This is a genomic window from Streptomyces sp. 63XJN7_1_ISO-PGPR-S23-121 (assembly GCF_056173025.1).
In genome coordinates this window covers 321,255-342,834 of record NZ_CM149653.1, presented here as the reverse complement: position 1 = coordinate 342,834, position 21,580 = coordinate 321,255, and the positions used below count along the sequence as shown (strand labels likewise).

Below are 21,580 nucleotides of genomic sequence, written 5' to 3'. Positions count from 1 at the left end.
CACGCCCATGCGCACCACCCAGTCCGCCCTCGCCGTCACGGCCGCCGTCACCGCGGCGCTCCTCCTCGCCGCCTGCGACGGGGGCGGCGGCAGCGACGCCGGAAAGAGCGGCACGGACGACCGCGGCCCCGCCGCCTGCCGCATCGGGGAGCTGGGCGTGGAGATCGCGCCCAGTCCCGCCCCGGCCGCCGGGGACACGGGCACCGTCTCCGTGAACCTCGCCAACCACGGCCCGGCGTGCACGCTCGACGGCTTCCCCGCCGTCACCCTCACCACCGGCGGCTCCCCCGCGAAGGTCCCCGCGGACGAGGCGGCGACCGCGCAGCGGCTGACCCTCGCCGCGGACGGCACGGCCGGCTTCACCCTGACCTACGTACGGGGCGGCGCCGACGGCCTCGCCGTCCGGTCGGCGGAGTTCGCCCTGCCCGGCGACGCCGCCACCCACCGCATCCCCTGGTCGTTCGGGGAAGTGGCGACGAAGGGCGGGGCACCGGACGCCGCGGTGAGCGCCTTCCAGCGCGCCGGGGACTGACCGCCGGAGCTGAGCGCGGGGGACTGACCGCCGGAGCTGAGCGCGGGGGCGCCCGGTCTACTGCCCGGGCAGCGGGCGCCGGTGGCCGACCCGGGCCCGGTCGGCCGCGCGGGTGCCCTCCGTCCAGCCCGCCGCGTCGTCGGCCCCCCGCAGCCTGGCCGTGGTCGTCTCCGGGAACATGCGCTCCAGGCGGTCGGTGACCGCGACCTCGCGGGAGGCGAGAACGGGGAGCAGGTCGGCGTCCGCCGCCCCGGACTCGGTGGCCGCCCGTTCGGCGACGGCCCGCAGACGGGTGCCGGCGCGGTGGGCGTAGGCCGCGAGGAAGGACTGACGGAAGGTCTTGGTCCGCTTGCGTCCGCCGGCGCGCTGGGCGGCCTCCGCCTTCGTCATCGCCGTCTCGGCCTGCACCAGCAGAGAGGTGTAAAGGAGCTCGACCGCCTCCAGGTCGGTCTCGAAGCCGACCACGGTGGAGAAACCGAGCGCCTCGTTCCACACGGCCCGGCAGTGATTGGCGTCGGCCACCGCGTCCAGCAGTACCGCCTTGGCCTGCTCGTAGGGCCGCTCGACCCCGATGCGGCAGGCGCCCGGCGCGTCGGGCGAGGGCGCGTGGGCCGACAGCAGCGCCTCGTCGACGCTGTGCCGGGCCATCAGTTCCTGCGCCTTGGCGCTGAGCGCCTCCGCCTCCTGCGGGTAGCCGGTCGCCTCGGCCTTGGCGAGCAGTGCGCGGATGCGGGCGAGCGCGCGGGACTCCGGCCGGGGCTCGTCGCGGGACGGCCCCGCCTGCCGGGCCTCCAGCGGCTCCAGCACGGGCAGGCGCAGCAGCAGGCGGTAGAGCTCCAGTACGGCGGTGGCGTGCGAGAAGCGGTCGGTGCGGTGCGGCGCAGGCCGGTCCGGCAGGTCCTCGAGCTGCGCGGCCCAGCGGGGACCGCGCGGGCGGTCGTGGGCCGCCCGGCCCCGGATCAGCTCCGCCACCAGCGCCGCGTGCGCGTCGTCCAGCTCGCGCCGCACGATCCGTACGACGTCGGCGGGCTGCCAGCCGCGCCGCCAGGCCGTGGCCACGAACTCCTCGCCCCGCCGCGTCAGTTCGGCGTCGGCCGCCGGGTCGGCCGCGAGCAGCGAGGCCGCGGTGTCGAGGGCGGTGTCGGCGGTGTCGTACAGGGCGGTCCCGAAGGCGCGGTCGACGGTGCTGGACGTGCTCACCCGGTGATGGTGCCACGGCGCGACTGTCAACCATCGGTTGACAGCCCTCGGGGCGCAACCTACGGTTGACACATGACGACGAATCCGAGCAGCATCACGTCATCCGTACGTCTCGACGAACTCATCAACGCCATCAAGAAGGCGCACGCGGAGCCGCTCGAACAGCTCCAGGACGCCGTCATCGCCGGTGAGCACCTCGGCGAGGTGGCCGACCACCTCATCGGCCACTTCGTGGACCAGGCCCGGCGGTCGGGCGCGTCCTGGACCGACATCGGCCGGCGCATGGGCGTCACCCGGCAGGCGGCGCAGAAGCGATTCGTGCCCAAGGAGTCGGCCGACCTCGACGCGAGCCAGGGCTTCAGCCGCTACACGCCCCGCGCCCGCAACGCGGTGATGGCCGCGCACAACGAGTCGGTGGCCGCGGGCGCCACCGAGGGCCTGCCCGAGCACCTGCTCCTCGGCGTGCTCACCGAGCGCGAGGGCCTCGCCGCCAAGGCGATCGCCCAGCAGGGTGTCCCCCTCGACGCGGTCCGCGAGGCGGCGACGGCGGCGCTCCCCCCGGCCGCCGAGGCGGTCCCGGAGCTGGTGCCCTACGGGCCGGCGGCCAAGAAGGTCCTGGAACTGACCTTCCGCGAGGCCCTGCGCCTCGGCCACAACTACGTCGGCACCGAGCACATCCTGCTCGCCCTGCTGGAGCACGAGAACGGCGAGGGCGTGCTGAGCGGCCTCGGCATCGGCAAGGAGGCGGTCGAGCGGTACGTCACCGAGACGCTGGCCCAGTTCCTGGAGACGTCCGAGGAGCCGGGTCAGGAGACGCCCGGGGCCCAGGACGACTGAGGCGAGGGGGCTCCGGGGCGAGCCCCCGGGACCGGCGGGCGTCCGCGGGGGACGGTGCGAAGGCGTCCCAGCCCGCCGGCGTACCGAGACGCGGTGCCGCCGTCGGCGGGCCGTTGTCGGACCCTCCTGTCACACTCGCGGCATGGCCGACCGGTGGGCGCTCGCCGCGACCGAGGACGGTGGCGTGGACGTCGCCCCCCTCGGTCCCGACGGCCTGCCCGCCGGCCCGGTGCGGCGGGAGCCCGACCTCGCCGAGGCCGTCCGCCGCCGGCCGGACGTCACCCGGTGGGTGTGGCGGTCCACCGCGGAGGTCAGTCCGCGTCTGCTCGCGGCGGGGGTGCGAGTGGAGCGGTGCTACGACATCGAGGCCGCCGAAACGCTCCTGCTCGGCCACGAGGGGCGGTACGGGCAGCCGCACTCGGCCGCCGCCGCCCTCGCCCGCCTGCGCGGCGGCCCCGTGCCGCCCGACCCGCCCCAGCGGTCGGCGGAGCCGGGCGCGCAGTCCTCACTGTTCGAACCGCAGGGCGTGCACCTGCCCCTGGACGACCTCCTCGCCGTCTACGCCGAGCAGCAGCGCCGCCACGACCGGTCCGCGCACCCCGACCGGCTGCGGCTGCTGACGGCGGCCGAGTCGGCGGGGATGCTGGTCGCCGCCGAGATGAACCGCGCCGGACTGCCCTGGCGGGCCGACGTGCACCGCGAGGTGCTCCACGACCTGCTCGGCGAGCGGTACGCGGGCAGAGGCGAGCCGCGCCGGCTGGCCGAGCTGGCCGAGGAGGTGTCCGCCGCGTTCGGGCACCGGGTGCGGCCCGACCTGCCCGCCGACGTCGTCAAGGCGTTCGCCCGGGCCGGCGTCAAGGTCGGCTCCACCCGCCGCTGGGAGCTGGAGACGGTCGACCACCCGGCCGTGGAGCCCCTGCTCGCCTACAAGAAGCTGTACCGGATCTGGGTCGCGCACGGCTGGTCCTGGCTCCAGGACTGGGTGCGCGACGGACGCTTCCGCCCCGAGTTCCTCGCCGGCGGCACGGTCACCGGGCGCTGGGTGACCAACGGCGGGGGCGCGCTGCAGATCCCCAAGGTGATCCGGCGGGCCGCCGTGGCCGACCCGGGCTGGCGACTCGTCGTCGCCGACGCCGACCAGATGGAGCCGCGCGTCCTCGCCGCGATCTCCCGCGACCCCGGCCTGATGGAGGTGGCCGGCCGGGAGACCGACCTCTACCAGTCGGTGTCCGACCGGGCCTTCTCCGGCGACCGCGCCCAGGCCAAGCTCGCCGTGCTCGGCGCGGTGTACGGCCAGACCTCCGGCGACGGCCTGAAGAACCTCGCCGCGCTCAGACGCCGCTTCCCCCGGGCGGTGGCGTACGTCGACGACGCGGCCCGCGCCGGCGAGGAGGGCCGGCTCGTGCGGACCTGGCTGGGGCGCACCTGCCCGCCGGCGGCCGGGACGGCCGGCGACGACCCCGCCGAGGAGGCGGGCATCCCCCAGGACACGCCGTCCGACGCCCCCGGCCCCCAGGAGTGGGTGCCGGGCTACGCCTCCACCAACGCCCGCGCGCGCGGGCGCTTCGCCCGCAACTTCGTCGTCCAGGGCAGCGCCGCCGACTGGGCCCTGCTGATGCTCGCCGCGCTGCGCCGGGCCTGTGCGGACCTGTCGGCCGAGCTGGTCTTCTTCCAGCACGACGAGGTGATCGTGCACTGTCCACGGGAGGAGGCCGACACCGTCGTCGCGGCGATCCGCGAGGCGGCCGACCTGGCAGGACACCTCACCTTCGGCCGGACACCGGTACGGTTCCCGTTCACGACGGCGGTGGTGGAGTGCTACGCGGACGCCAAGTGAACCCGGGCGGCGACAACTGAAGGCCAGGTCACGTGAAGTGACCTGGCCTTCGTCTGAGCCGCCTTCGGGATTCGAACCCGAGACCTACGCATTACGAGGGCCTGCAAGATCATCCCGGCTGATGCCGGGCGATGCCACAGAGTCCCGTTTCCCCAGGTCAGAGACGTATGGCCGTGATCACCATGACGCTGGATCCACCCTAGTGCCGCCCAGTCCGCTCACGCAGCGCTCACGCAAGCAGGCCGTCCAACGACCGCAAACTCGCAGGTCGCCGGTGCTGCCAGAAGCGACCACCCGTACGAGTCATTGCACCAGGCCCGGCACCGGGGTGAGCTGTTGCCATGCATCGCTGGTCTCCCCTGAACGAACGACAGCTCGCCCTGCTCGGCCGGCTCGCGAGCGGCAAGGAGCCCTGGGAATCCGGTGAGTCCCGCACCGCCTACGCGCTGCGCGACCGCGGGCTGGTGACGATCAAGCGCAGCGGGGGCGAGGTAGATGCCCAGGTCACCGAGGCAGGCACCTTCTATATCCAGCACGGTTTCCACCCGGACGACCCCGCGCACGTAGGGGAAAAGAAGATTGCCGAGAGGAAGGCGGCAGGCGGCGCCCGCTCCGCGTCCTACGCCGACAGGCCAGTCGCACTCGCCCGTCGGACCAAAGCGAAGGAACTCATCGAGCGACTTGTTACGGACAGGCGGGTCACCATCACTGAGCCCGACGACGCGACGGTGACGGAGTGGCGACGCGTGATCGACTACGCGAAGCGCCACAGCCTCGTCCCTGAGGGCAAACGCATCGAGAGCCTCCGCATGTGGAATCGCGACCTGCAGATCTCTCTGGCCGAGGGTCCGCACCCCAACTCACTGAGGCAGAGGCCGGATGAGGCGCCGCCCGTCCATGTACCCACGCAGTTGCACTCTCCGCATCCAGTCGTGGCCGCACTGAGAGACGACGAGGGCCGACTCGTCATGCCCGCCCCGCTGCGTCGCCGATCGTTGCTGCTGCTCCAGGGCCTCGCCGCCGAGGCAGTACGTCGAGGGCACAAGGTGAAGGGGCATGAAGTCCCCTCCCGCCAGCGCAGCCATGCCTACACGTACAACGGGCGTCACTACCCGTCCAGCTACTCCCTCCGCGAGGGCGAAATGGACTTGGCCGTGAACGGCTTCACTTACACCGTCACGATCGATCAGGAGTTTCCCCAGTCCACCGACCCAGAGCGCTCGAAGAGCCTCGTGATCGAACTCGGCTACAGCCGATCCAGCCGGCAGTGTCGCTGGGCCGATCGCAAGCGCTGGGTGCTGGAGGACATCCTGGGAGCCGTTCTCCGAGAGATCGAGACCCGCGCCGTAGAGGACGCGCAGCGTAAGGCGGACGAGGAACGGGCCAAGGCCGAGCGCGAGGTTCGCTGGCGGGCGGCCATGGAGAAGGCCAAGGAGTTGGCCGCCCAGGAGCAATATGCCGAGGTGCTCCGTGCGCAAGCCAGCCAGTGGCAGGAAGCTGCAAGTCTGAGCGCGTACTGCAACGCCTTGGAGCGCCGGCTGGAAGAGGCGGCAGGGGAGAGCGAGGCGACGGTGGCCTCGGCACACGAGTGGGTGACCTGGGCACGCCGATACGTTCAGAGCCTCGACCCGTTGACCCGCCTACCCGCCATGCCCACCCCTCGCGAACCGAAGCCCGAGGAGCTGGCACCGCACCTGAACGGCTGGAGTCCTCACGGCCCCGAAGCGCACCGCGGCTGGGGAGCCCGCTGAGAAGGAACGGGAATCCCACGCAAGGCGCCCGCCCCGAGCTGGCTGCCGGCCCCTCACCTGGAGCGAGAGCGGCACCGGCGGAAACTCCCCGGCCATACGCTCCGCGATGACTTCCTCGGCAGCAACGTCCGGCTGAACCTCGCCACCCAGCGCCTCGGCTAGGGCAGCCTGGAGGTCCTCCATGATCTCCTGGGCGATGACCTAGGGTCACGGCCTGGGAGCGCGGTTGGTCTGGGTCGGCTCTATCGGGCCGCGGTCCAGGTTGCCGAGTGGTCTTCCGGCTGCTCGGCGGGATGGCGAGGGCCCGCAAGGGCATCCCGGGTGATGCTGCGCGGTGTCACCGAATTGTGTTTTCGCTGATCAGATGCTTGCGGCCATGATCGCCGTGACGCCGGGTCCTCCCTCGTATCACCCAGTCCGCTCACACATGCTGGACGTTTCACCGCTTCGCCGCAGAGGATCTGAAACATCTAGGCTCTCGTCGTTCTGTAGCGTTCCTGATCTGGGAACTGGGATGATGTGAGCCCACAGCACGCGACCAGGATGGGAGGCAGAGATGGCGTACTCGACCCGCATGGCTGCCGCCCTCTCGGGAGCGACGGTCGGACAACTGCGCACGTGGAGGCAGGACCGTGGCAACGGGCCGATCCTTCGGCCCGAGCTGGCAGCCAGGCCGGCCCTGTACTCCTTCCGCGACGTACTCGCGCTGCGCGCGTTCGCCCACCTGCGCCAGGATGTGTCACTCCAAAAGATTCGCGTAGCCCTGGCCACCCTGAAAAAGATCGGGGAGGTCGAGCATCTGTCCACTTACTCCCTGGTGACCGAGGGCGACTCGATCGTCCTCGCAGGCCACGATGACCACGGCACTGATCTGGTCAAACGCCCTGGCCAACGGGTAATCGCCACCATGGCCGACATTCTCCAGGAGTTCGCTCCCAGAGCCGGCGTCGTCGTCCCCCACCTGCTCCAACCGAAGCAGCACGTCACTGTCGACCCTCAAACCCAGGGGGGACAGCCCGTGATCACGGGCACGAGAACCCCCTTCGACACCGTCGCGGAGCTGATCGAGGACGGTATCCCGCCGGAGGAGATCGCCGACTATTACCCCGGTGTCACCGCTGAAGCAGCACGCGACGCTGCTTCCTTCGCGCTCTACGTGGACAGCTACAGCACGGGAGCGCGCGCTGCCTGATGCGGATCCTCATCGACGAGAACGTCCCCGTGCAGGTGCTAGAGATACTCAGACGAATCCTGCCCGGACATGAGGTCAAGCACGTCAGCGAGATCAAATGGGCGGGCAAGAAGGATCTCGCGCTTCTCCCCGATGCTGCGAGAAAGGGTTTCGACGCCTTCCTGACGAGGGACGCCCGCCAGCTGGAAGACCCGTCAGAGACAGAGGCAATCAAGAAGTCGGGAATGCATCACATCCGCTTCAGCCAGGCGCACAAGGGCATGGCCGGTCTGGGCCTGTCTCTAGGCGCGGTGGTAGCAGCCATGCCCTTGATCGTCGACGAGCTCAACGAAGCACACACACAGCAGCTGATTCACATCAAAGGGTTGAACCCGGCGAGCAAGCACCGCTTCGAGCGTGTGGACCCGTCCGTTTCACCGCCGTCCTACTGGCCACATTAGACGAGTGTGACGCCTCCCGCCGCATGCGCGACGCGTGGGGCAGTCATGGGAATTACCTGGCTCGGGGCCAGACGGGTGGTTCCTTCGTCTCTTCTGCGCACTCAAGGCGGAGAAGAGACGAAGGAACGAAGGGCCTGAGATTCTCAGCCGAGTAGTTCAGTGACCAGTTGATCCAGTTCCTCGGCGTCGGGGGAGCTGAGAAGGAAGTCGCGCAAGGTGCGACGGATCTGGATGTAGCTCTTGCCGTCCTCGAACTTCAGCTCTGCGATCCGCTGATGCTCAGCCTCTCCGAGTTCAGCGATTCGTACGTGCTTGGCATCGGTCGGATCGAAGTCCGGGATGGGCAGCTCCCACACGGCCTTGTCGATGTCGCGCTCGTCTTTACCATAGGACATAAGAGGGCGAACGGCTTCGGTGGTGTAGGGCGAGTTGAGCATCGCCAGCAAGTACATGCCCTCCTGCCGGGTGGCGACGGTTCCCCAGTACAACTTGTGCTCGATGACCGCGTTCGGGTCGTCCACCAGCGCCGCAGTGACGTACATGCCGGAAGCTCCATAGACCACTCGCAGAGGTGCACCAGGAAGTTGATCGGTCAGCCCCCTGCGGAAGTTGAGCCTCTCTGCCAATGAAAGACGTCCGCTGGAGCGGTTGTCATCCCAGAGTCGTTCTGCGTTACGCCACCACTTGGCCAGGTCTGGGTAACGGTCGATGTGATCATTTTCGCCGTCCATGAGGGTGTTTGTCCCTTCAACCGGCAGGACGGCCTTGTCCGCGCCCAAGATCCGGTAGGGGACAACGTGTTCACCGAGCAAAACAGGCCGGACGAACTCCTTCTCGACCGATCCTTCTAGGCCAGGGAGATCTTTCCAAGGCTTCTTCTCCAGTGTGCTGCGCTGTGAGCGGACCGAGATGCGGCCGCCGCCCAGGCCGAGAGGGCTTGCCGCCTGCTCCTGCACGAAGAAGAACACCTTCGGGAAGATTGTTGCTCCGTTCAAGAATCGGTCCCTGTAGGGCGAGCTGATCAGCCCCTCCTTGGGGTAACGCAGCTCACCCTCCTTCCGAGTGATCCACTGAGCTGACCCCGGATTCGTGGAGTCCCTGAAGCCAGGCTTATGATCCTGGCCCGAAGGAGAACCACGAGCAGTGCCAGCACCACGCAAATATCCGGACGAGCTCCGCGAGCGGGCCGTGCGCGAGGTCCGCACCACGGGCCGTCCGATCGCTCATGTCGCGAAGGACCTGGGCATCCACAAGGAGGCCCTGCGCGGCTGGGTCCGCCAGGCCGAGGCGGACGCCGGCGAACGCGACGACCGGCTGACCACCGCCGAGCACGAGGAACTGAAGCAACTCCGCAAAGAAGTAGCGGAGTTGAGGCGGACGAACGAGATCCTCAAAGCCGCGAGCGCGTTTTTTGCGGCGGAACTCGACCGTCCCCGGACGAGGCCGACCAGGTGATCGAGCACCTCAGGGACAAGGGCCTCGGGGTCGGGTTCGCCTGCCGGGTGCTGGGGCTTTCGGAGTCGGCGTACTACGCGCGCAAGAAGCGGCCGAAGTCGGCCCGCCGGCTGCGCGACGAGCAGCTCATCCCGCTGATCGAACAGGTCCATGCCGAGTCCGGCGGCACCTATGGTGTCCGCCGGATCACCCGCGCGCTCAGGCGCAAGGGTGTGCAGGTGGCCCGCTGCACCGTCGAGCGGCTGATGGCTGAGCTGGGCATGGAGGGCGTCATCCGCGGTCAGCGGCGGCGGACCACCGTGCCTGAGCCGTCGGCACCCAGGCCCCCGGACCTGGTCGACCGCGACTTCACGGCCTCGCGCCCGGATCAGCTGTGGGTGGCGGACATGACGTATGTGCGCACCTGGTCCGGCTGGGCGTACGTGGCGTTCGTCCTGGACGTGTACTCGCGGATGATTGTCGGCTGGCAGGTCGCGAACCACATGCGGACCGAACTGCCTCTGGACGCACTGGAGATGGCGTTGTGGAGACGCCGGATCAAGAAGGACTCCGGCCTCATTCATCACAGCGACCGCGGGTCGCAATACGTATCAATCCGGTATACCGAGAGGCTGTCCGAGATCGGGGCTTCAGCGTCGGTCGGCTCGGTCGCGGACAGCTACGACAACGCGATGGCCGAGGCGCTGAACGGCACCTTCAAGGCTGAGCTGATAGAGATGCAAGGCCCTTGGCGGGACGTCGACCAGGTCGAGCGTGCGATCTTCCAGTGGGTCACCTGGTACAACGAGGAACGGCTCCACTCCGCCCTCGACTACGTACCACCCGCCGAGTACGAACGTGACTGGTGGCGACAACAGGAAGCCACCCCCCAGTCCGCCTGAAACACGATCACCGGACTCTACGAAACTCGGGGCAGCTCACACCCCTTTGCGCGTTCCCAATGGGCCGCACTCTTGGCAATCTTCCCTGTCCAGATCTCGGTCTGCCTGGGCAGCGGGACGGCGCTGTTGCCCTGCTGACCGATGGCGAGCGAGCGGCGCCGGCCAAAGATGACGGCAGCAGCGCGAGGGAAGAAGTGCGGTCGCAGCCGACGCAGGTCCCAGGACCCGGTGAAATTGACCTTGACGGGGTGGTCGGGGTCGGTCCATTCGCCGCTGCGGAAGCCGGTCCAGTAGGGGCGATCCAGCACGGGGTTGGGGACGACGAAGGCGAAGGAACCGCCCTCGCGTAGGTACTGCTGGACAGCGCGAGCGATGAACAGGCCAGACAGGTCCTGGTGAGTGGCGACCTCAAAACCCTTCCAAAGGCCGCGGGCCTGCATCATCTCCTTGAAGGTCACCTGCATATCGCTCGGCATGTGTCGGTAGGACAGCCAGGGTGGGTTGCCCACGAGGACGTCAACGCGGTTCTCTGCGCGGGACAGCCACATGGGACGGGCCAGGTTTCGAACGTAGTAAGCCCAGATGTGGTTGCGACCCTCATCGACGAGATCGCACAGGACACGGAAGTTGTCTGTCAGTTCTTCCCGGTCGTCCGCGCTGGCGACTCCGTGCCGGTTGAAGAGGGCAGCCAGGGAGGGCAGCTTGCCCTGAGCGCGGTGTGGGTCGGCAGCCTTGTCGGCGAGCTCGTTGACGATCGCGTCGAATCGGCTGGCGTCGTGCAGCAGATCTTCGGAGAAGCGAAGTTCGTTGGTGAAGAGCTGGTTGCCAGTGCCGGTCTTGATGACGAGGTGGCCGTGATCGATGAGGTCGGTTCGTTGGTCCCACTGGAGGCTGTCCCCCAGGTAGACGGGGACACTTATCGGGCCGCGCTCTTCGGACGTGAGCGTCTCGCGGCCGATGGCGAGCAGGTACGTGACACGGGCCAGCGCCACGGCGACTGGGTGGAGATCGATGCCAGCAACATGATCGTGGAGCCCGTCCAGCGCCTCTCGCAAGGGCAGCCCGTTGTCCCGTGCGGCCGCCAGATAGCGGCGGACGCCGTGGAAGAGGAAAGTGCCGGATCCACACGACGGGTCCATGATCCGCTGGTTCAGAGGATCGGAGACTGCCTCGGTCACCGTCGCTTCCGCCAGCCAGTCCGGTGTGTAGTACTCACCTTGTTTCTTACGGGTCTCTGCGGCGATTACCGACTCGTACAGGACCTTCAGTACGTCATGCTCGACCCTCGACCCTCGACCAGTCGAAGCCAGCGAGGCGACGAGAAAGATCTTGGACAAAGCCTTCGCCGCCCTCGACCTCCAGCGGCCAGCCGAAGAAGTCCGATTCGACCACACCCGAGATCCGCGCCTGTGCGAACAGCTGGCCGTTGACCAGCGAGGCGGGCGGGGTGTCCTTGACGTCGATGCCCATCACCGCGTGGGCGATGATCGAGGCGGTGTTCACGAGAAGCGTGTGCTCGATGAACAGATCGTCGCTGTCCTCGAACTGGGCACCGAGGGCACTGCGCAGCAGCCGCGACCACAGGTCGCGCTTCAGTTGGACGGTCGGCAGACTCTTGTTCTCCGCGTACAACGCGGCGAGGACCGTCTTGTCGATGGAGTGGGCGACGCTGTCTGCTCCAAGGCGGGTTGCGATGGCATCCGGCGTGGGGGCCGCGCCCTCCGAAGTCGCCAGGACGCCTTCGAGCCACCGGACCAGGTCCAGCGACTTGATGTTGCGCTCCCGCGCATCGAAGTGATTGACCTCGTTCAGCTCGTTGTTGACCAGCGTGTAGGCCCGCCAGTCGGCGCCGTCGGTGAGGATGCCGACGTGCCGCCGCTCTCGCTGCTCTGTCCGGGCCCGGACGTACTTCGTCAGTTGCCCGACCGCGTCCTTGCGGAGCTTCGGGCGGCTGATGTCCTTCTTGACCTCGACGACAGTCGCGCCCATCTCGATGTCGATGCGATGTCCGGTGCCGTCTCCCACCTGCGCTTCCAGCACGGGATCCAGGAGATCGTGCTCGCCGAGGTTGAGGTCCGCGTCCAGCAGGAACTGACGGATGTCAGCCTGCAGTGTCGCCTCGGCGCGGACAGCCTTGCGCTCGATGACCCGCTTGAACACGGCTTCAAGCGCGGTAGGCGAAGAAGGAGGGACGGAGAGCGTCACAGCGAGAGCTCCAAGAGCATCAAGGTGTATAGGGCAACGGCGGCGGGACAACTGGTCCCGTCGGCCATTGTCGTGCAGGCGATGCGTGTCGGCACAGTCCTTGCTGGGCGTGGCCACGCTGTCGTCTCTGGTTCAGCACGCTGCTCCCGGCGCTACCCCATGCTCCAGGTAGACAGTCGTGCCGTTCGCTCGGGCCTCGACACCCGCAGTGATGCGGCGTACGAGGCGAGGGATGGTGAGCTCCGGTAGCTCCCTGGTGTCGTGGAAGGCGTATCCACGGAGCTCGTCGGCCTGAAGCTCGATGTGTCGACACTCATCCGCGGTGACTCGGCCCCCGTCGAATAGGTAGAGCACCTTGTCGCCCTCCCCAGGGTTGGGCGCCCAGTCCACGACGAGCAGGCGGCCGATCGCGGGCTTGATGCCGAGCTCCTCCTGGACCTCGCGTACGCAGGCTTGCAGGGGCGACTCCCCCGTCTCGACGTATCCACCGGGGATATCCCGATAGTCCTTGTACGAGGGCTCGACGAGGAGGACCCGGCGGGCGTCGTCGAAGAAGAGCGCGCCTGCGGCCATGCGCGGGTGGGCCATCTTCGCTTCGTGCTCGTTCTCGCTCACGGGACGGACTCTAACCGCCGACCACGCCGAGCCTGCGAGCCAGGTCGACCACCGGCTGGGACGGGCGACCTCGGGTGCCGCGAATCCAGCCAACGACCAGTTCGCGGCTCAGGTAGTGGTGGCGCACCTGCTCGGGTGCGGCTCGCTCGGCTTCCAGCAGCGCGGCCAGGGCTTCGTCGGTCCGGTTCCAGGCGCTGAGGGCTCTGGCGACTTCCAGGCTGTGCCTCACGCGCCGCTCCACCGGCAGGCCGCTGGTGTCGATGCGCTGTCCGAGGTCGGCGGCGATCTGGATGTCGCCGAGTTCTCCGGCGGTGGCGACGCAGTGGATGGCCACGTTGGTCGGGCCGAAGGCCGTCCAGAGGTGGTTCGCGTCGGCACCCAGTCGTTGTGCGACCTCATCCGCTTCGCGGAGGAAGGTCTGGGTGGTTGCACGGTCCTCCGCTCGGGCGGCCGCCATGGCGCCGGCGAGGAAGAGCGTGCCGTAGACCGAGAGGTATTCGTCGTTCGCGGTGCCCAGGCCGGGCTGCATGACGGCCGCCGCATCGTTCACCAGCTGGATCGCCGCGGTGAATCGGCCAGTGGCCATCAGGCAGTGCGTGACCGCCCGGAAGAGCGAGCCCGTCACCGTGCTCTGGCCGCTCTGTTGCGCTGCCGCCAGGCCCCGGTCGGCGGCGATCCACGCCAGTTCCGACTCCCCGACCTTGCCCAGCACCATGGCCGCACCGTGATAGGCCAAGGCGAGTTCGGCATGGGCCTCCTCCCCTTCACGCCCTGAATACGAGCGGGAGGCCGCGAGGGCGTCGGCGAGGACGAGGGGAAGCCGCCGGGTCGCGAAGCCGTACTGAGACACCTGGTAGGCATCGAGGACTCTTTTCACTGCGTCCCGCAAGCCCGCCAGAGTCGGCGGTTCGTCGTCGGGTGGGAGCCCCAGCAGGGGCGTGAGCTGCTTGTAGTCCATGAGCGCGTCACGCAGAGCGGGCACCGTACGGCGGCCGCTGTCGCTCGACCACTCCAGGAGCGTCGGCTCGGCGAGGAGATCCCCGAGCGAGACGTCGAGAGCCTCGGCGAGTGAAGTGATCACCGAGAGGCGGTCGAGCTCGATCCGGTTGTTCTCCGCTTTGCTCAGCCAGTCCGTGGTGCGGCCGACGAGGCCGGCCAGGACCTCTTGGGAGAGTCCGCGTCGGCGCCGGTACCAGGCAACGCGTTCGCCGATGGTCAGGTTCTCTGTCATCCCTCGCATGTCCTGAGCATCACCTCGTGGCCGGAATCGACCCCGGAAGGTTTTTCCGGGGTGCTGCGGGGTGCCGCGCCTACTGTCGCAGCAGACCGAGAAAGTCGCAGGGCGATGGACGTAACTCCCCTCATTCCAGCGGACTTTGGAGATCGGCTCTGCTTACCGAACGGGATGGAGGTGTGTGGAGGATGCGCAGCACGAAGTCCGCGGAGCCGTGGGTCGGACGAGGGCTGGGGCCATTCGGCGTGGCAGTCCTCAAGCCGTACTCCAGGACGCGGTTCGCCACGGACGGCAGCGCTGTACTGAAGGTCTACGTCGGTATCGACCCCGAGGGCCGACGTCGACGGGAGGCCGCCACGGTCCAGCGTGCTGCCCTGCGCGGCATCTCGGTTCCGCCCGTCCTGGCGACGGGATGCGACGAGGCCGGGTCCTGGACAGTGTTCCGGGCGGTGCGCGGGACGCCGTGCTCGGTGGCCACCCGCAAGGCGACGGAGGACTACATCGGTCACGTCGTGGCGGTGAGCGGCATGCTTCACCGGCCCATTGCCGGCGCTACTCCTGCCCACGGCTGGGCGGCACGGACTGGCAGCCCTGTTTCCGCGAGCCAGTTCCTACTGGATCAGTTCTCGGCCCGCTGCCGGTGGATGCCCTGGTGGGTTGCATTGCGGGAGGCCCTCCAAACGACCGACGCCCACCCAACCGTTCACCTACATGGCGATCTCAAGCCCGAGCACCTCCTCGTCGACGGAGAGCACCTGCACGTCGTCGACTGGGAGGCGAGCGCCTGCGGCCCAGCCGTTCTCGACTACACCGATGTTGTCTTCCACCTCGTACGGGACCTGCTGTACGAGGACGTAGCGCCAGCGCGCATTCCAGTCGATCTCGCGGAGCGCTTGCCGTTCTGTGGGCCGGTGCTCGCCTGGCGTCTGCTCCTCTGGCTCGATCGCCGCCGGACCCAGGACATCGACCTCGTCACGACCCACGACATCGTCCGACTCACCGCTGAAGAACAAGCCGTTTCCGCATACCAGTCGCTCGCAGTGATCGTGGCGCATCTCCGCGCTGCCGGAGTCCCTCGCTGAATCTCGACCGCACCGCTCGTCCAGGCGTGCTGACGCCTGCGCTAACCCCCTTCTTCCCACCCTTGAACGGGAGTTCGTGATGCCTCGTACGAGCACGATCATCGGCAACAGCCACCTCGTCATCGACACCTCCATGGCCAGACCGGACGCGACGACCATCGTCGAGCGGAAGGGCCTCGGCCACCCGGACACCCTCGCCGATCACCTCGCCGAGCGGCTGTCCCGTGCCTACAGCCACCACACTGTCGCGCGCTTCGGCGCCGTGCTGCACCACAACTTCGACAAGCTCGCTCTCCTCGGCGGTGCCAGCGAAGTCCGTTACGGGGCAGGCGAGATGACCGCCCCGGTCCGCGTCCTGGTCAACGGGCGCGCGGCACCCATGTGTGGCGGCGAGACGGTCCCCGTCGAGGAGATCGTCGAGGCCGAGGTGCGGGCGTTCTTCGCCGAGCGGCTTCCCGAGGTGTCGGACCACCTCGACATCGTCTTCAACATCACCAGCAACTCCAGCCCGGGGGCGGTTCTCACCGGCGACGGGACTCCCGACCGCACGCGCTGGTTCAATCCCCGCTCCGTCGACGACCTTCGTGAGCGCCGGGTGCGGCTCTCGAACGACACGTCGCTGGGGACCGGCTGGGCCCCCGAGAACGCCTTCGAGTCGTTCGTCCGCGACCTGGTGAACCACTTCTCCGGCGAGAGCGAGTTCACCCTCTCCCACGCGTGGTGCGGGTCCGACGTCAAGCTCATGGGTTTCTGGGACGGCGACGAGGCCGACATCGTCCTGTGCGTCCCGCAGAAGTCGCGCCACGTCGCCAGCCGGGCCGAGTACATCCGCAACAAGGAGACCGTCCTCGCCGAGTGCCACCGGCTGGCCGGTCTCCGACTGCCAGGCGCCCAGGCGCGCTTCCGGCTCAACGCCCGCGACGTCCCGGAGAAGGACGAGCTGTACCTGACCTACACCGGGAGCTCGATCGAGTCGGGAGACGAGGGCGTCGTCGGGCGCGGTAACCGGGTCAACGGGCTGATCACGCCGCTGCGGCCGATGAACCTGGAGGGCGCCAACGGCAAGAACCCCGTCTACCACGTCGGCAAGCTCTACAACATCGCCGCGCAGCGCCTGGCCCACCGCCTGCACGAGACCACCGACGGGCATGCGGAAGTGCATCTGGTCAGCACTACCGGCCAGCGTCTGGACGAACCCTGGCGCATCCTCGTCCGCCTCTCCGCCCCGGACGCCGAGGTCGACAAGGTGCAGGCCCTCGTCGCGGAGGTACTGGGCGAGTTCCCTGCCCTGACGGATGAGCTCGTCTCGGACGGGATCGAGCTGAGCTGATGACGAAGTGGACGCTCGGAGAGATCCCCGCGGGGTGCGGGCAGCGGTTGCTGGCGCACTACGGGCCTACGGTCAAGCCGTGGCTCGACACCGTCCCTGGGCTGCTGGCACGTGCGGCAGGGAGGTGGAAGCTGAGGCTCGTGGCGTACCACGACGCCGGCCACGCCTCGGTGATCGCGACCGCGGCCCGTCCCGACGGGCGTCCGCTGCTCCTCAAAGCATGGGTTGATCCATCTCGTTTTCGCCACGAGGTGGAAGCATTACGGCTCTGGGCCCGCGGGCCCACGGTCGAGGTCGTGGAGGCCGCGGACGACCTGGCCGTGGCCGCGCTCGAACTCATCGGAGGGCAAGCCGGCGGCGCGGATCGTCCGCGGCGGGAGCTTCCACATGGTGGCGGCGGCCGTCCACGGGCTCCACACCTTGGGGCGCCACAGACTCCGGTCGGAGCAGCTTCCACTCCTCACCGACTACTTCGCCCACGAAGTGCGTCCGCAGATCGAGCGGCGGATGCGCGAACTCGACCTTGGTGGCTGGCGTTCCCTCGTCGAAGCAGGGTTCGCTGCCGTCGCCGATCTGGAGGAGGGCTCCCGCCGAGCGACGGTGCTGCACGCCGACCTGTACCGGGAGAACGTCCTGTTCGACTGGCGGGGACACCCCCGGCTGATCGATCCGCTCCCCATGGTGGGCGATCCCGCGTTCGACTGGGCGTTCTGGACCGTCTACTACGAGCTCGGACGCGGGACGACCGCACGGCTGGCCGTCGCCTCACGTACGTCTCGGATCCCCGTCCCCGTGCTCGCACCCTGGTGCCGACTCCTGGCGGTCCACGGCCTCCTCTTCTACGTGGAGTCCGGCGACCCACGCGCCACGTTCATGGCCACCGTGCTCAGCGATCTTCTGGCGACAACGGCAACCCCTCGGAGTGGATCGTGACGACGTACATCCTTCGCCATGGCCAGACCGACTACAGCAAGCGGTACCTCGTCAACGGCGACCCGACCAGGCAGATTCTTCTGACCGACGAGGGCCGACAGTCGCTCGGCCGTGCGTGGAACGTCCTCCCACTCCATTCCGTGGCCACCTGGCTGACCAGCGGATTTCCACGGGCTCGGCAGACCGCCTCGCTACTCATGGGCGTCTCCTCGCCCGAGCTGGTTGTAGACGCCCGGCTGAACGAACTCGACTACGGGGAGTTCGAGGGCAAGCCCTTCCTCGACTACGCGGCCTGGCTCGACGAGCACGGTCCTCGTCAGCGCCCGCCGGGCGCCGCGGAGTCGCAGCATGAGGGCATACGCAGGCTGCTCACCGGCGTCCTCGCCGCTCTGGAGCACCCAGCGCCCCGCGTCCTGGTCGGGCACGGCCTGCTGGTTTCCGTCCTCCACTGGCATGGAGATCGCGCGGCTGGCGAAGCCATGCCGCTGTTCTTCCCCGAGGCTCCCTACATCGAGCCGCTCGCCATCGGCGACGACGATCTTTCCCTCTTGGTCACGGAGCTCTTGGATGATCTTGAATCGGCCACTCTGCGCGAGATCACCGCCGATGGTGACGCGTCGATATTGCGGATCGGTGAGGGGTCGGCGGTTGCTACCGTCGATGCGGTATCCCCATCCCACTCGCCGGATAAGAAGGATCTTCCTCATGCATGATGCCCGCGCCCTGATTGAAATGGGTGCCGAAGCGGTACGTCGGCTCGCTCGTCGCGGTTACTCCCTGGATCTGTCCCGGCTGGAAGACCTCCAGTCCCGGCGCAACCAGAGCATCCGCTCGGCCGACGAGCTGCGGGCGGAGTCCAAGCGGGTGGCGAGCGAGGTCCAGCAGACGGCCAAGCAGGGTGGGGACATCTCCAAGCTGAAGGAGCGCGCCCGCGAGCTGAAGGACCAGATCCGCGACATCGAGGCCACGCAGGAGAAAGTCCAGGAGGAGCTCACCGAGCTCCTCCTGACCATCCCGAATCTCCCCGACGACGAGGCCCCGGACGGCGACTCCGAGGAGTTCGCGGTCGAGATCCGGCGCGTCGGCAACCCGCCGGCGTTCTCGTTCGAGCCGAAGGACCACGTCGACCTGGGCGAGGCCACCGGCATCCTCGACTTTGCCCGCGCCACGAAGCTGTCCGGCTCGCGCTTCGCGGTCTCCCGCGGCGCTGGCGCCGCCCTGGAGCGCGCGCTGGCCACGCTCTTCCTCGACATCCACACGCGCCGCCACGGCTACGTCGAGCACGGTGTCCCGTACCTGGTGACCCGCAAGACGATGACCGGCACCGGTCAGCTGCCCAAGTTCGAGGAGGACCTGTTCAAGACCGGCGCCGCCGATCGCGACCTGTTCCTCATCCCGACGGCCGAGGTCCCGCTGACCAATCTCTACTCCGACGAGATCATCCCGCCCGCCGAGCTGCCCCTGGCCCTCACGGCGCACACCCCGTGCTTCCGCTCCGAGGCGGGCTCATACGGGCGCGACACCCGCGGCCTGATCCGCCAGCACCAGTTCTCCAAGGTCGAGATGGTCAAGATCGTCGACCCGGAGACCGCGGACGCCGAGCTGGAGACGATGGTCGGCCACGCCGAGGCATGCCTGAAGGAGCTCGGCCTCGCCTACCGCGTTGTCAAGCTGGCAGCCGGCGACACCGGCTTCTCCGCCCAGCTCACGTACGACATCGAGGTCTGGATCCCGAGCCAGAACACCTACCGGGAGATCTCCTCGATCTCCAACTTCGGCACCTTCCAGGCCCGCCGCGCCAACATCCGCACCCGCGGCGAGGACGGCAAGCCCAAGCTCGTCGCCACCCTCAACGGCTCCGGCCTGCCCGTCGGCCGCACCCTGGCCGCGCTCCTCGAACAGTGCCAGCAGCAGGACGGCTCGCTCGTCCTCCCCGAATCTCTCTTCCCGTACCTCGGCTTCCGCCGGATCTCGGCGGACGGAACACCGGAGGCATAAGTGCTCGTCGGCGTCTGCGACTTCCCCGGTAGCTACGCCTTTCCACCCGCCGGTTACGGCGGAATCGAACGATGGCTGTGGGCGGTCGCCGTAGGCGCCCGAACCGCAGGCGCCGACGTACACCTCCTTGGGCCGGGCTGGCTCACGGACCTGGAACACGACTGGGTCCGCAAGCCGGTCCGCCTGGAGGACCTCACTCCCGGATCGCTCGCCGAGCGCGAGCTCCGCAGCGCCGGATACGACCTCCTGGTCGTCGGGCACGAATACCCGTCGCTGCCGGCCTGGACGCGTACCTGGAACAAGCTGGACTGCGACATGGCCACGTTCCAGCATTCGCCCGTCTTCCAGCACGCGGACACGGCCTTCGACGGCAAGCGGTCACGGCTCTACTGCTACTCGCCCGAGATGATCGAGCGGTACGCAGCCCACCGACCGATCCCCGAACTCGCTGTCCACCTCGGCCTGGACGAGGAAGAGCCGCCCGCCGTCGCCGGTAGCGACCTCGTATGGCTCGGCCGAATAGACGAGGAAAAGGCCCCGCACATCGCCGTCCGAGCCGCCCAGATCCTCGGACGCTGGATCCAGATCGTCGGACCCGTCTTCGACGACGCGTACGTACGACGCCACCAACGCCTCTTCAGCGCGGACCACGTGAAGTGGGTCGGTGAACTCGGCGGCCCCGCTAAGACAGCTGCTATCCGCGACGCCTCCGTCTTCGTCTACACCTACGCCCGTGCATACGTGGAGGCCGGCGCCGCGGTCTTCGGCGAGTCTCTCCGCGCCGGCACCCCCATGGCCGCGCTCACCTGGCGCGAGGGCACATGCGCCCAAGCCGCTCTGTGCGATCAGACCGGCGTGGTTGCGGTGGCCGACCCTGTCGTGGACGACGAGACGGCAGCGGAACTCCTCGCGCGGGCGATCGAGAAGGCTGAGGACCTGAAGTACGCGGAGGTCCAGGAGATCGGGATGGACCGCTTCGATCCGGCCCGCCACTTCAGGGCGATGGCGAGTCGGCCGTGATGTCGAGTCATCCCAGAGAACGCCCGTTCGTGCCATCACCTCCTTCAGGCATCCTCATACCTGAGGTCCTTCAGCGCATCCTCGGGGCCCACTGGGAGTTCACCGTCTCCGACAGACAGGTCAAGATCGAGCACGCACACAGAGGCTCCCCATACCGTCCGCCACGTCAGGCGCCGTCATGGGAGGAACTACTGGCGGGGCTCACGACGGGTTTCGCGGCGCTAGGCGTCCCGCAGGACACCTGCCTGCCGCTTCAGTGGGGCCGCGAGACCGAGTTGACGATCTCGGCAGTCCAAGCCCTCGATCCCTATCTCAAGGACGGGCGTCCGGTGACCTACCGCAGCGGCTTCCTGCCTCAGCCCGTCGTCCGCTTCACCGGGCAGCGCGACACATCGGGTGATCTTCGGCCAGGGTTCCTGACCTCGTTCGTCAACGTCTCCCGTGTCCAGCCGATCCAGCACATGGACGAGTACGGAGGAATCTTGGACGGCTGGTTCAGCGTGCTGTCACGACTCGGTTTCCACGCGCGCCACATCAGCGTCCACGGCACACTGACCACTTGGAAGCGCCGCCAAGTCGAGGGCATCACACTTCGCTTCAAGCACTTGGACCTGCCTGTCGGTGACATCGTCCTCCTGTGGAACGCCGACAACCCTGCCCGTCTGGCCGTGGACCTCGGTACCGGTCTTGAGCGACTGGCCTGGGCACGGACTCGGTTGGGGTGGAGGGATCTCGTATTCGGCAGGTTCTCATCCCTGGCCCCACCACCGACCCTGGATGCCGTCCGCACCGCCACTCTCCTCCTCGGGCACGGCATCCGTCCCGCCTCGCGAGGAGCAGGCGGCATCACTCGTCGAGTGATCGCAACGGTCGATCCTGGTGTGGCGAGGTTGGGCGTCAGTTCCCTGGTTCGCGCGTCGTACCGCTACTGGCGGCTGTTCGGCGAGCTGAAGGCACCTTGGCCAGCCGTGGCCGTGGCGATGGAGGAGGAGCTGGGTGCCTGAAGGGCTGGCTGTTCGTGTCGCCGTCGGCCAGACC

At 68.4% G+C, this 21,580-nt stretch carries 19 protein-coding genes and 1 pseudogene; 14 read left to right on the top strand and 6 right to left on the bottom strand.

All coding sequences use genetic code 11. The features are described from left to right. Nucleotides 1-7 precede the first annotated feature (7 nt). Nucleotides 8-532 (top strand): DUF4232 domain-containing protein, encoded by a 525-nt coding sequence (locus AC0VYN_RS01630; RefSeq protein ID WP_475534474.1) that lies wholly within the window; start codon nucleotides 8-10, stop codon nucleotides 530-532. 57 nt (nucleotides 533-589) lie between these two features. On the opposite strand, the gene AC0VYN_RS01625 is transcribed toward AC0VYN_RS01630, so the two are convergent. Then, nucleotides 590-1,732, bottom strand: coding sequence for a DUF2786 domain-containing protein (locus AC0VYN_RS01625; protein ID WP_475534473.1), 1,143 nt, complete (start codon nucleotides 1,730-1,732; stop codon nucleotides 590-592). Between the two features lie 72 nt (nucleotides 1,733-1,804). On the opposite strand from AC0VYN_RS01625, the gene AC0VYN_RS01620 reads away from it, so the two are divergent. The 5 genes from AC0VYN_RS01620 (at nucleotide 1,805) to AC0VYN_RS01600 (ending at nucleotide 7,789) form a co-directional block, all read left to right on the top strand. After that, nucleotides 1,805-2,569, top strand: a complete 765-nt coding sequence (locus AC0VYN_RS01620; RefSeq protein ID WP_475534472.1) for a Clp protease N-terminal domain-containing protein — start codon at nucleotides 1,805-1,807, stop codon at nucleotides 2,567-2,569. 142 nt (nucleotides 2,570-2,711) lie between these two features. Beyond that, nucleotides 2,712-4,406 carry a bifunctional 3'-5' exonuclease/DNA polymerase gene (locus tag AC0VYN_RS01615; protein WP_475534471.1) on the top strand — a complete coding sequence of 565 codons (1,695 nt, stop codon included), beginning with the start codon at nucleotides 2,712-2,714 and terminating at the stop codon, nucleotides 4,404-4,406. A 341-nt stretch (nucleotides 4,407-4,747) separates the two neighbouring features. After that, complete coding sequence (locus tag AC0VYN_RS01610) at nucleotides 4,748-6,157, top strand: hypothetical protein (RefSeq protein ID WP_475534470.1); 1,410 nt, start codon at nucleotides 4,748-4,750, stop codon at nucleotides 6,155-6,157. 556 nt (nucleotides 6,158-6,713) lie between these two features. Next, nucleotides 6,714-7,349 carry a DUF433 domain-containing protein gene (locus AC0VYN_RS01605; RefSeq protein ID WP_475534469.1) on the top strand — a complete coding sequence of 212 codons (636 nt, stop codon included), beginning with the start codon at nucleotides 6,714-6,716 and terminating at the stop codon, nucleotides 7,347-7,349. Continuing rightward, on the top strand, nucleotides 7,349-7,789 hold the full coding sequence (locus AC0VYN_RS01600) for a DUF5615 family PIN-like protein (protein ID WP_475534468.1): 441 nt from the start codon (nucleotides 7,349-7,351) through the stop codon (nucleotides 7,787-7,789). Before AC0VYN_RS01605 ends, AC0VYN_RS01600 begins: the two co-directional genes overlap by 1 nt. A 143-nt stretch (nucleotides 7,790-7,932) precedes the next feature. On the opposite strand, the gene AC0VYN_RS01595 is transcribed toward AC0VYN_RS01600, so the two are convergent. Continuing rightward, nucleotides 7,933-8,757 (bottom strand): hypothetical protein, encoded by an 825-nt coding sequence (locus AC0VYN_RS01595; RefSeq protein WP_475534467.1) that lies wholly within the window; start codon nucleotides 8,755-8,757, stop codon nucleotides 7,933-7,935. A 175-nt stretch (nucleotides 8,758-8,932) separates the two neighbouring features. On the opposite strand from AC0VYN_RS01595, the pseudogene AC0VYN_RS01590 reads away from it, so the two are divergent. Beyond that, a pseudogene (locus AC0VYN_RS01590) lies at nucleotides 8,933-10,125 on the top strand (IS3 family transposase). A gap of 17 nt (nucleotides 10,126-10,142) precedes the next feature. On the opposite strand, the gene AC0VYN_RS01585 reads toward AC0VYN_RS01590, so the two are convergent. The 4 genes from AC0VYN_RS01585 to AC0VYN_RS01570 all read right to left on the bottom strand — a co-directional run bounded on the left by AC0VYN_RS01585 (nucleotide 10,143) and on the right by AC0VYN_RS01570 (nucleotide 14,176). Next, entirely contained in the window at nucleotides 10,143-11,462 is a 1,320-nt protein-coding gene (locus AC0VYN_RS01585) for an N-6 DNA methylase (protein WP_475534466.1), read from the bottom strand. Then, complete coding sequence (locus AC0VYN_RS01580; protein WP_475534465.1) at nucleotides 11,398-12,330, bottom strand: PDDEXK family nuclease; 933 nt, start codon at nucleotides 12,328-12,330, stop codon at nucleotides 11,398-11,400. The genes AC0VYN_RS01585 and AC0VYN_RS01580 overlap by 65 nt, the downstream gene beginning before the upstream one ends. 132 nt (nucleotides 12,331-12,462) lie before the next feature. Next, nucleotides 12,463-12,945: an NUDIX domain-containing protein gene (locus tag AC0VYN_RS01575; RefSeq protein WP_475534464.1), complete on the bottom strand. Its 483-nt coding sequence runs from the start codon at nucleotides 12,943-12,945 to the stop codon at nucleotides 12,463-12,465. 10 nt (nucleotides 12,946-12,955) lie between these two features. Further along, nucleotides 12,956-14,176, bottom strand: a complete 1,221-nt coding sequence (locus tag AC0VYN_RS01570; RefSeq protein ID WP_475534463.1) for a helix-turn-helix domain-containing protein — start codon at nucleotides 14,174-14,176, stop codon at nucleotides 12,956-12,958. Between the two features lie 191 nt (nucleotides 14,177-14,367). Between AC0VYN_RS01570 and AC0VYN_RS01565 the strand changes: the two genes are divergently transcribed. From AC0VYN_RS01565 to AC0VYN_RS01535, 7 genes are all read left to right on the top strand, one after another. Then, nucleotides 14,368-15,261 (top strand): aminoglycoside phosphotransferase family protein, encoded by an 894-nt coding sequence (locus AC0VYN_RS01565; RefSeq protein ID WP_475534462.1) that lies wholly within the window; start codon nucleotides 14,368-14,370, stop codon nucleotides 15,259-15,261. Between the two features lie 79 nt (nucleotides 15,262-15,340). Next, nucleotides 15,341-16,591, top strand: coding sequence for a methionine adenosyltransferase (locus tag AC0VYN_RS01560; protein WP_475534461.1), 1,251 nt, complete (start codon nucleotides 15,341-15,343; stop codon nucleotides 16,589-16,591). A gap of 387 nt (nucleotides 16,592-16,978) precedes the next feature. Continuing rightward, nucleotides 16,979-17,524, top strand: a complete 546-nt coding sequence (locus tag AC0VYN_RS01555) for a hypothetical protein (protein ID WP_475534460.1) — start codon at nucleotides 16,979-16,981, stop codon at nucleotides 17,522-17,524. Continuing rightward, nucleotides 17,521-18,237: a histidine phosphatase family protein gene (locus AC0VYN_RS01550; protein WP_475534459.1), complete on the top strand. Its 717-nt coding sequence runs from the start codon at nucleotides 17,521-17,523 to the stop codon at nucleotides 18,235-18,237. The genes AC0VYN_RS01555 and AC0VYN_RS01550 overlap by 4 nt, the downstream gene beginning before the upstream one ends. Next, entirely contained in the window at nucleotides 18,230-19,522 is a 1,293-nt protein-coding gene (gene serS, locus AC0VYN_RS01545; protein WP_475534458.1) for a serine--tRNA ligase, read from the top strand. Before AC0VYN_RS01550 ends, serS begins: the two co-directional genes overlap by 8 nt. After that, nucleotides 19,523-20,542, top strand: coding sequence for a glycosyltransferase family protein (locus AC0VYN_RS01540; RefSeq protein ID WP_475534457.1), 1,020 nt, complete (start codon nucleotides 19,523-19,525; stop codon nucleotides 20,540-20,542). A gap of 29 nt (nucleotides 20,543-20,571) precedes the next feature. Then, entirely contained in the window at nucleotides 20,572-21,546 is a 975-nt protein-coding gene (locus AC0VYN_RS01535; RefSeq protein WP_475534456.1) for a hypothetical protein, read from the top strand. Nucleotides 21,547-21,580 lie beyond the last annotated feature (34 nt).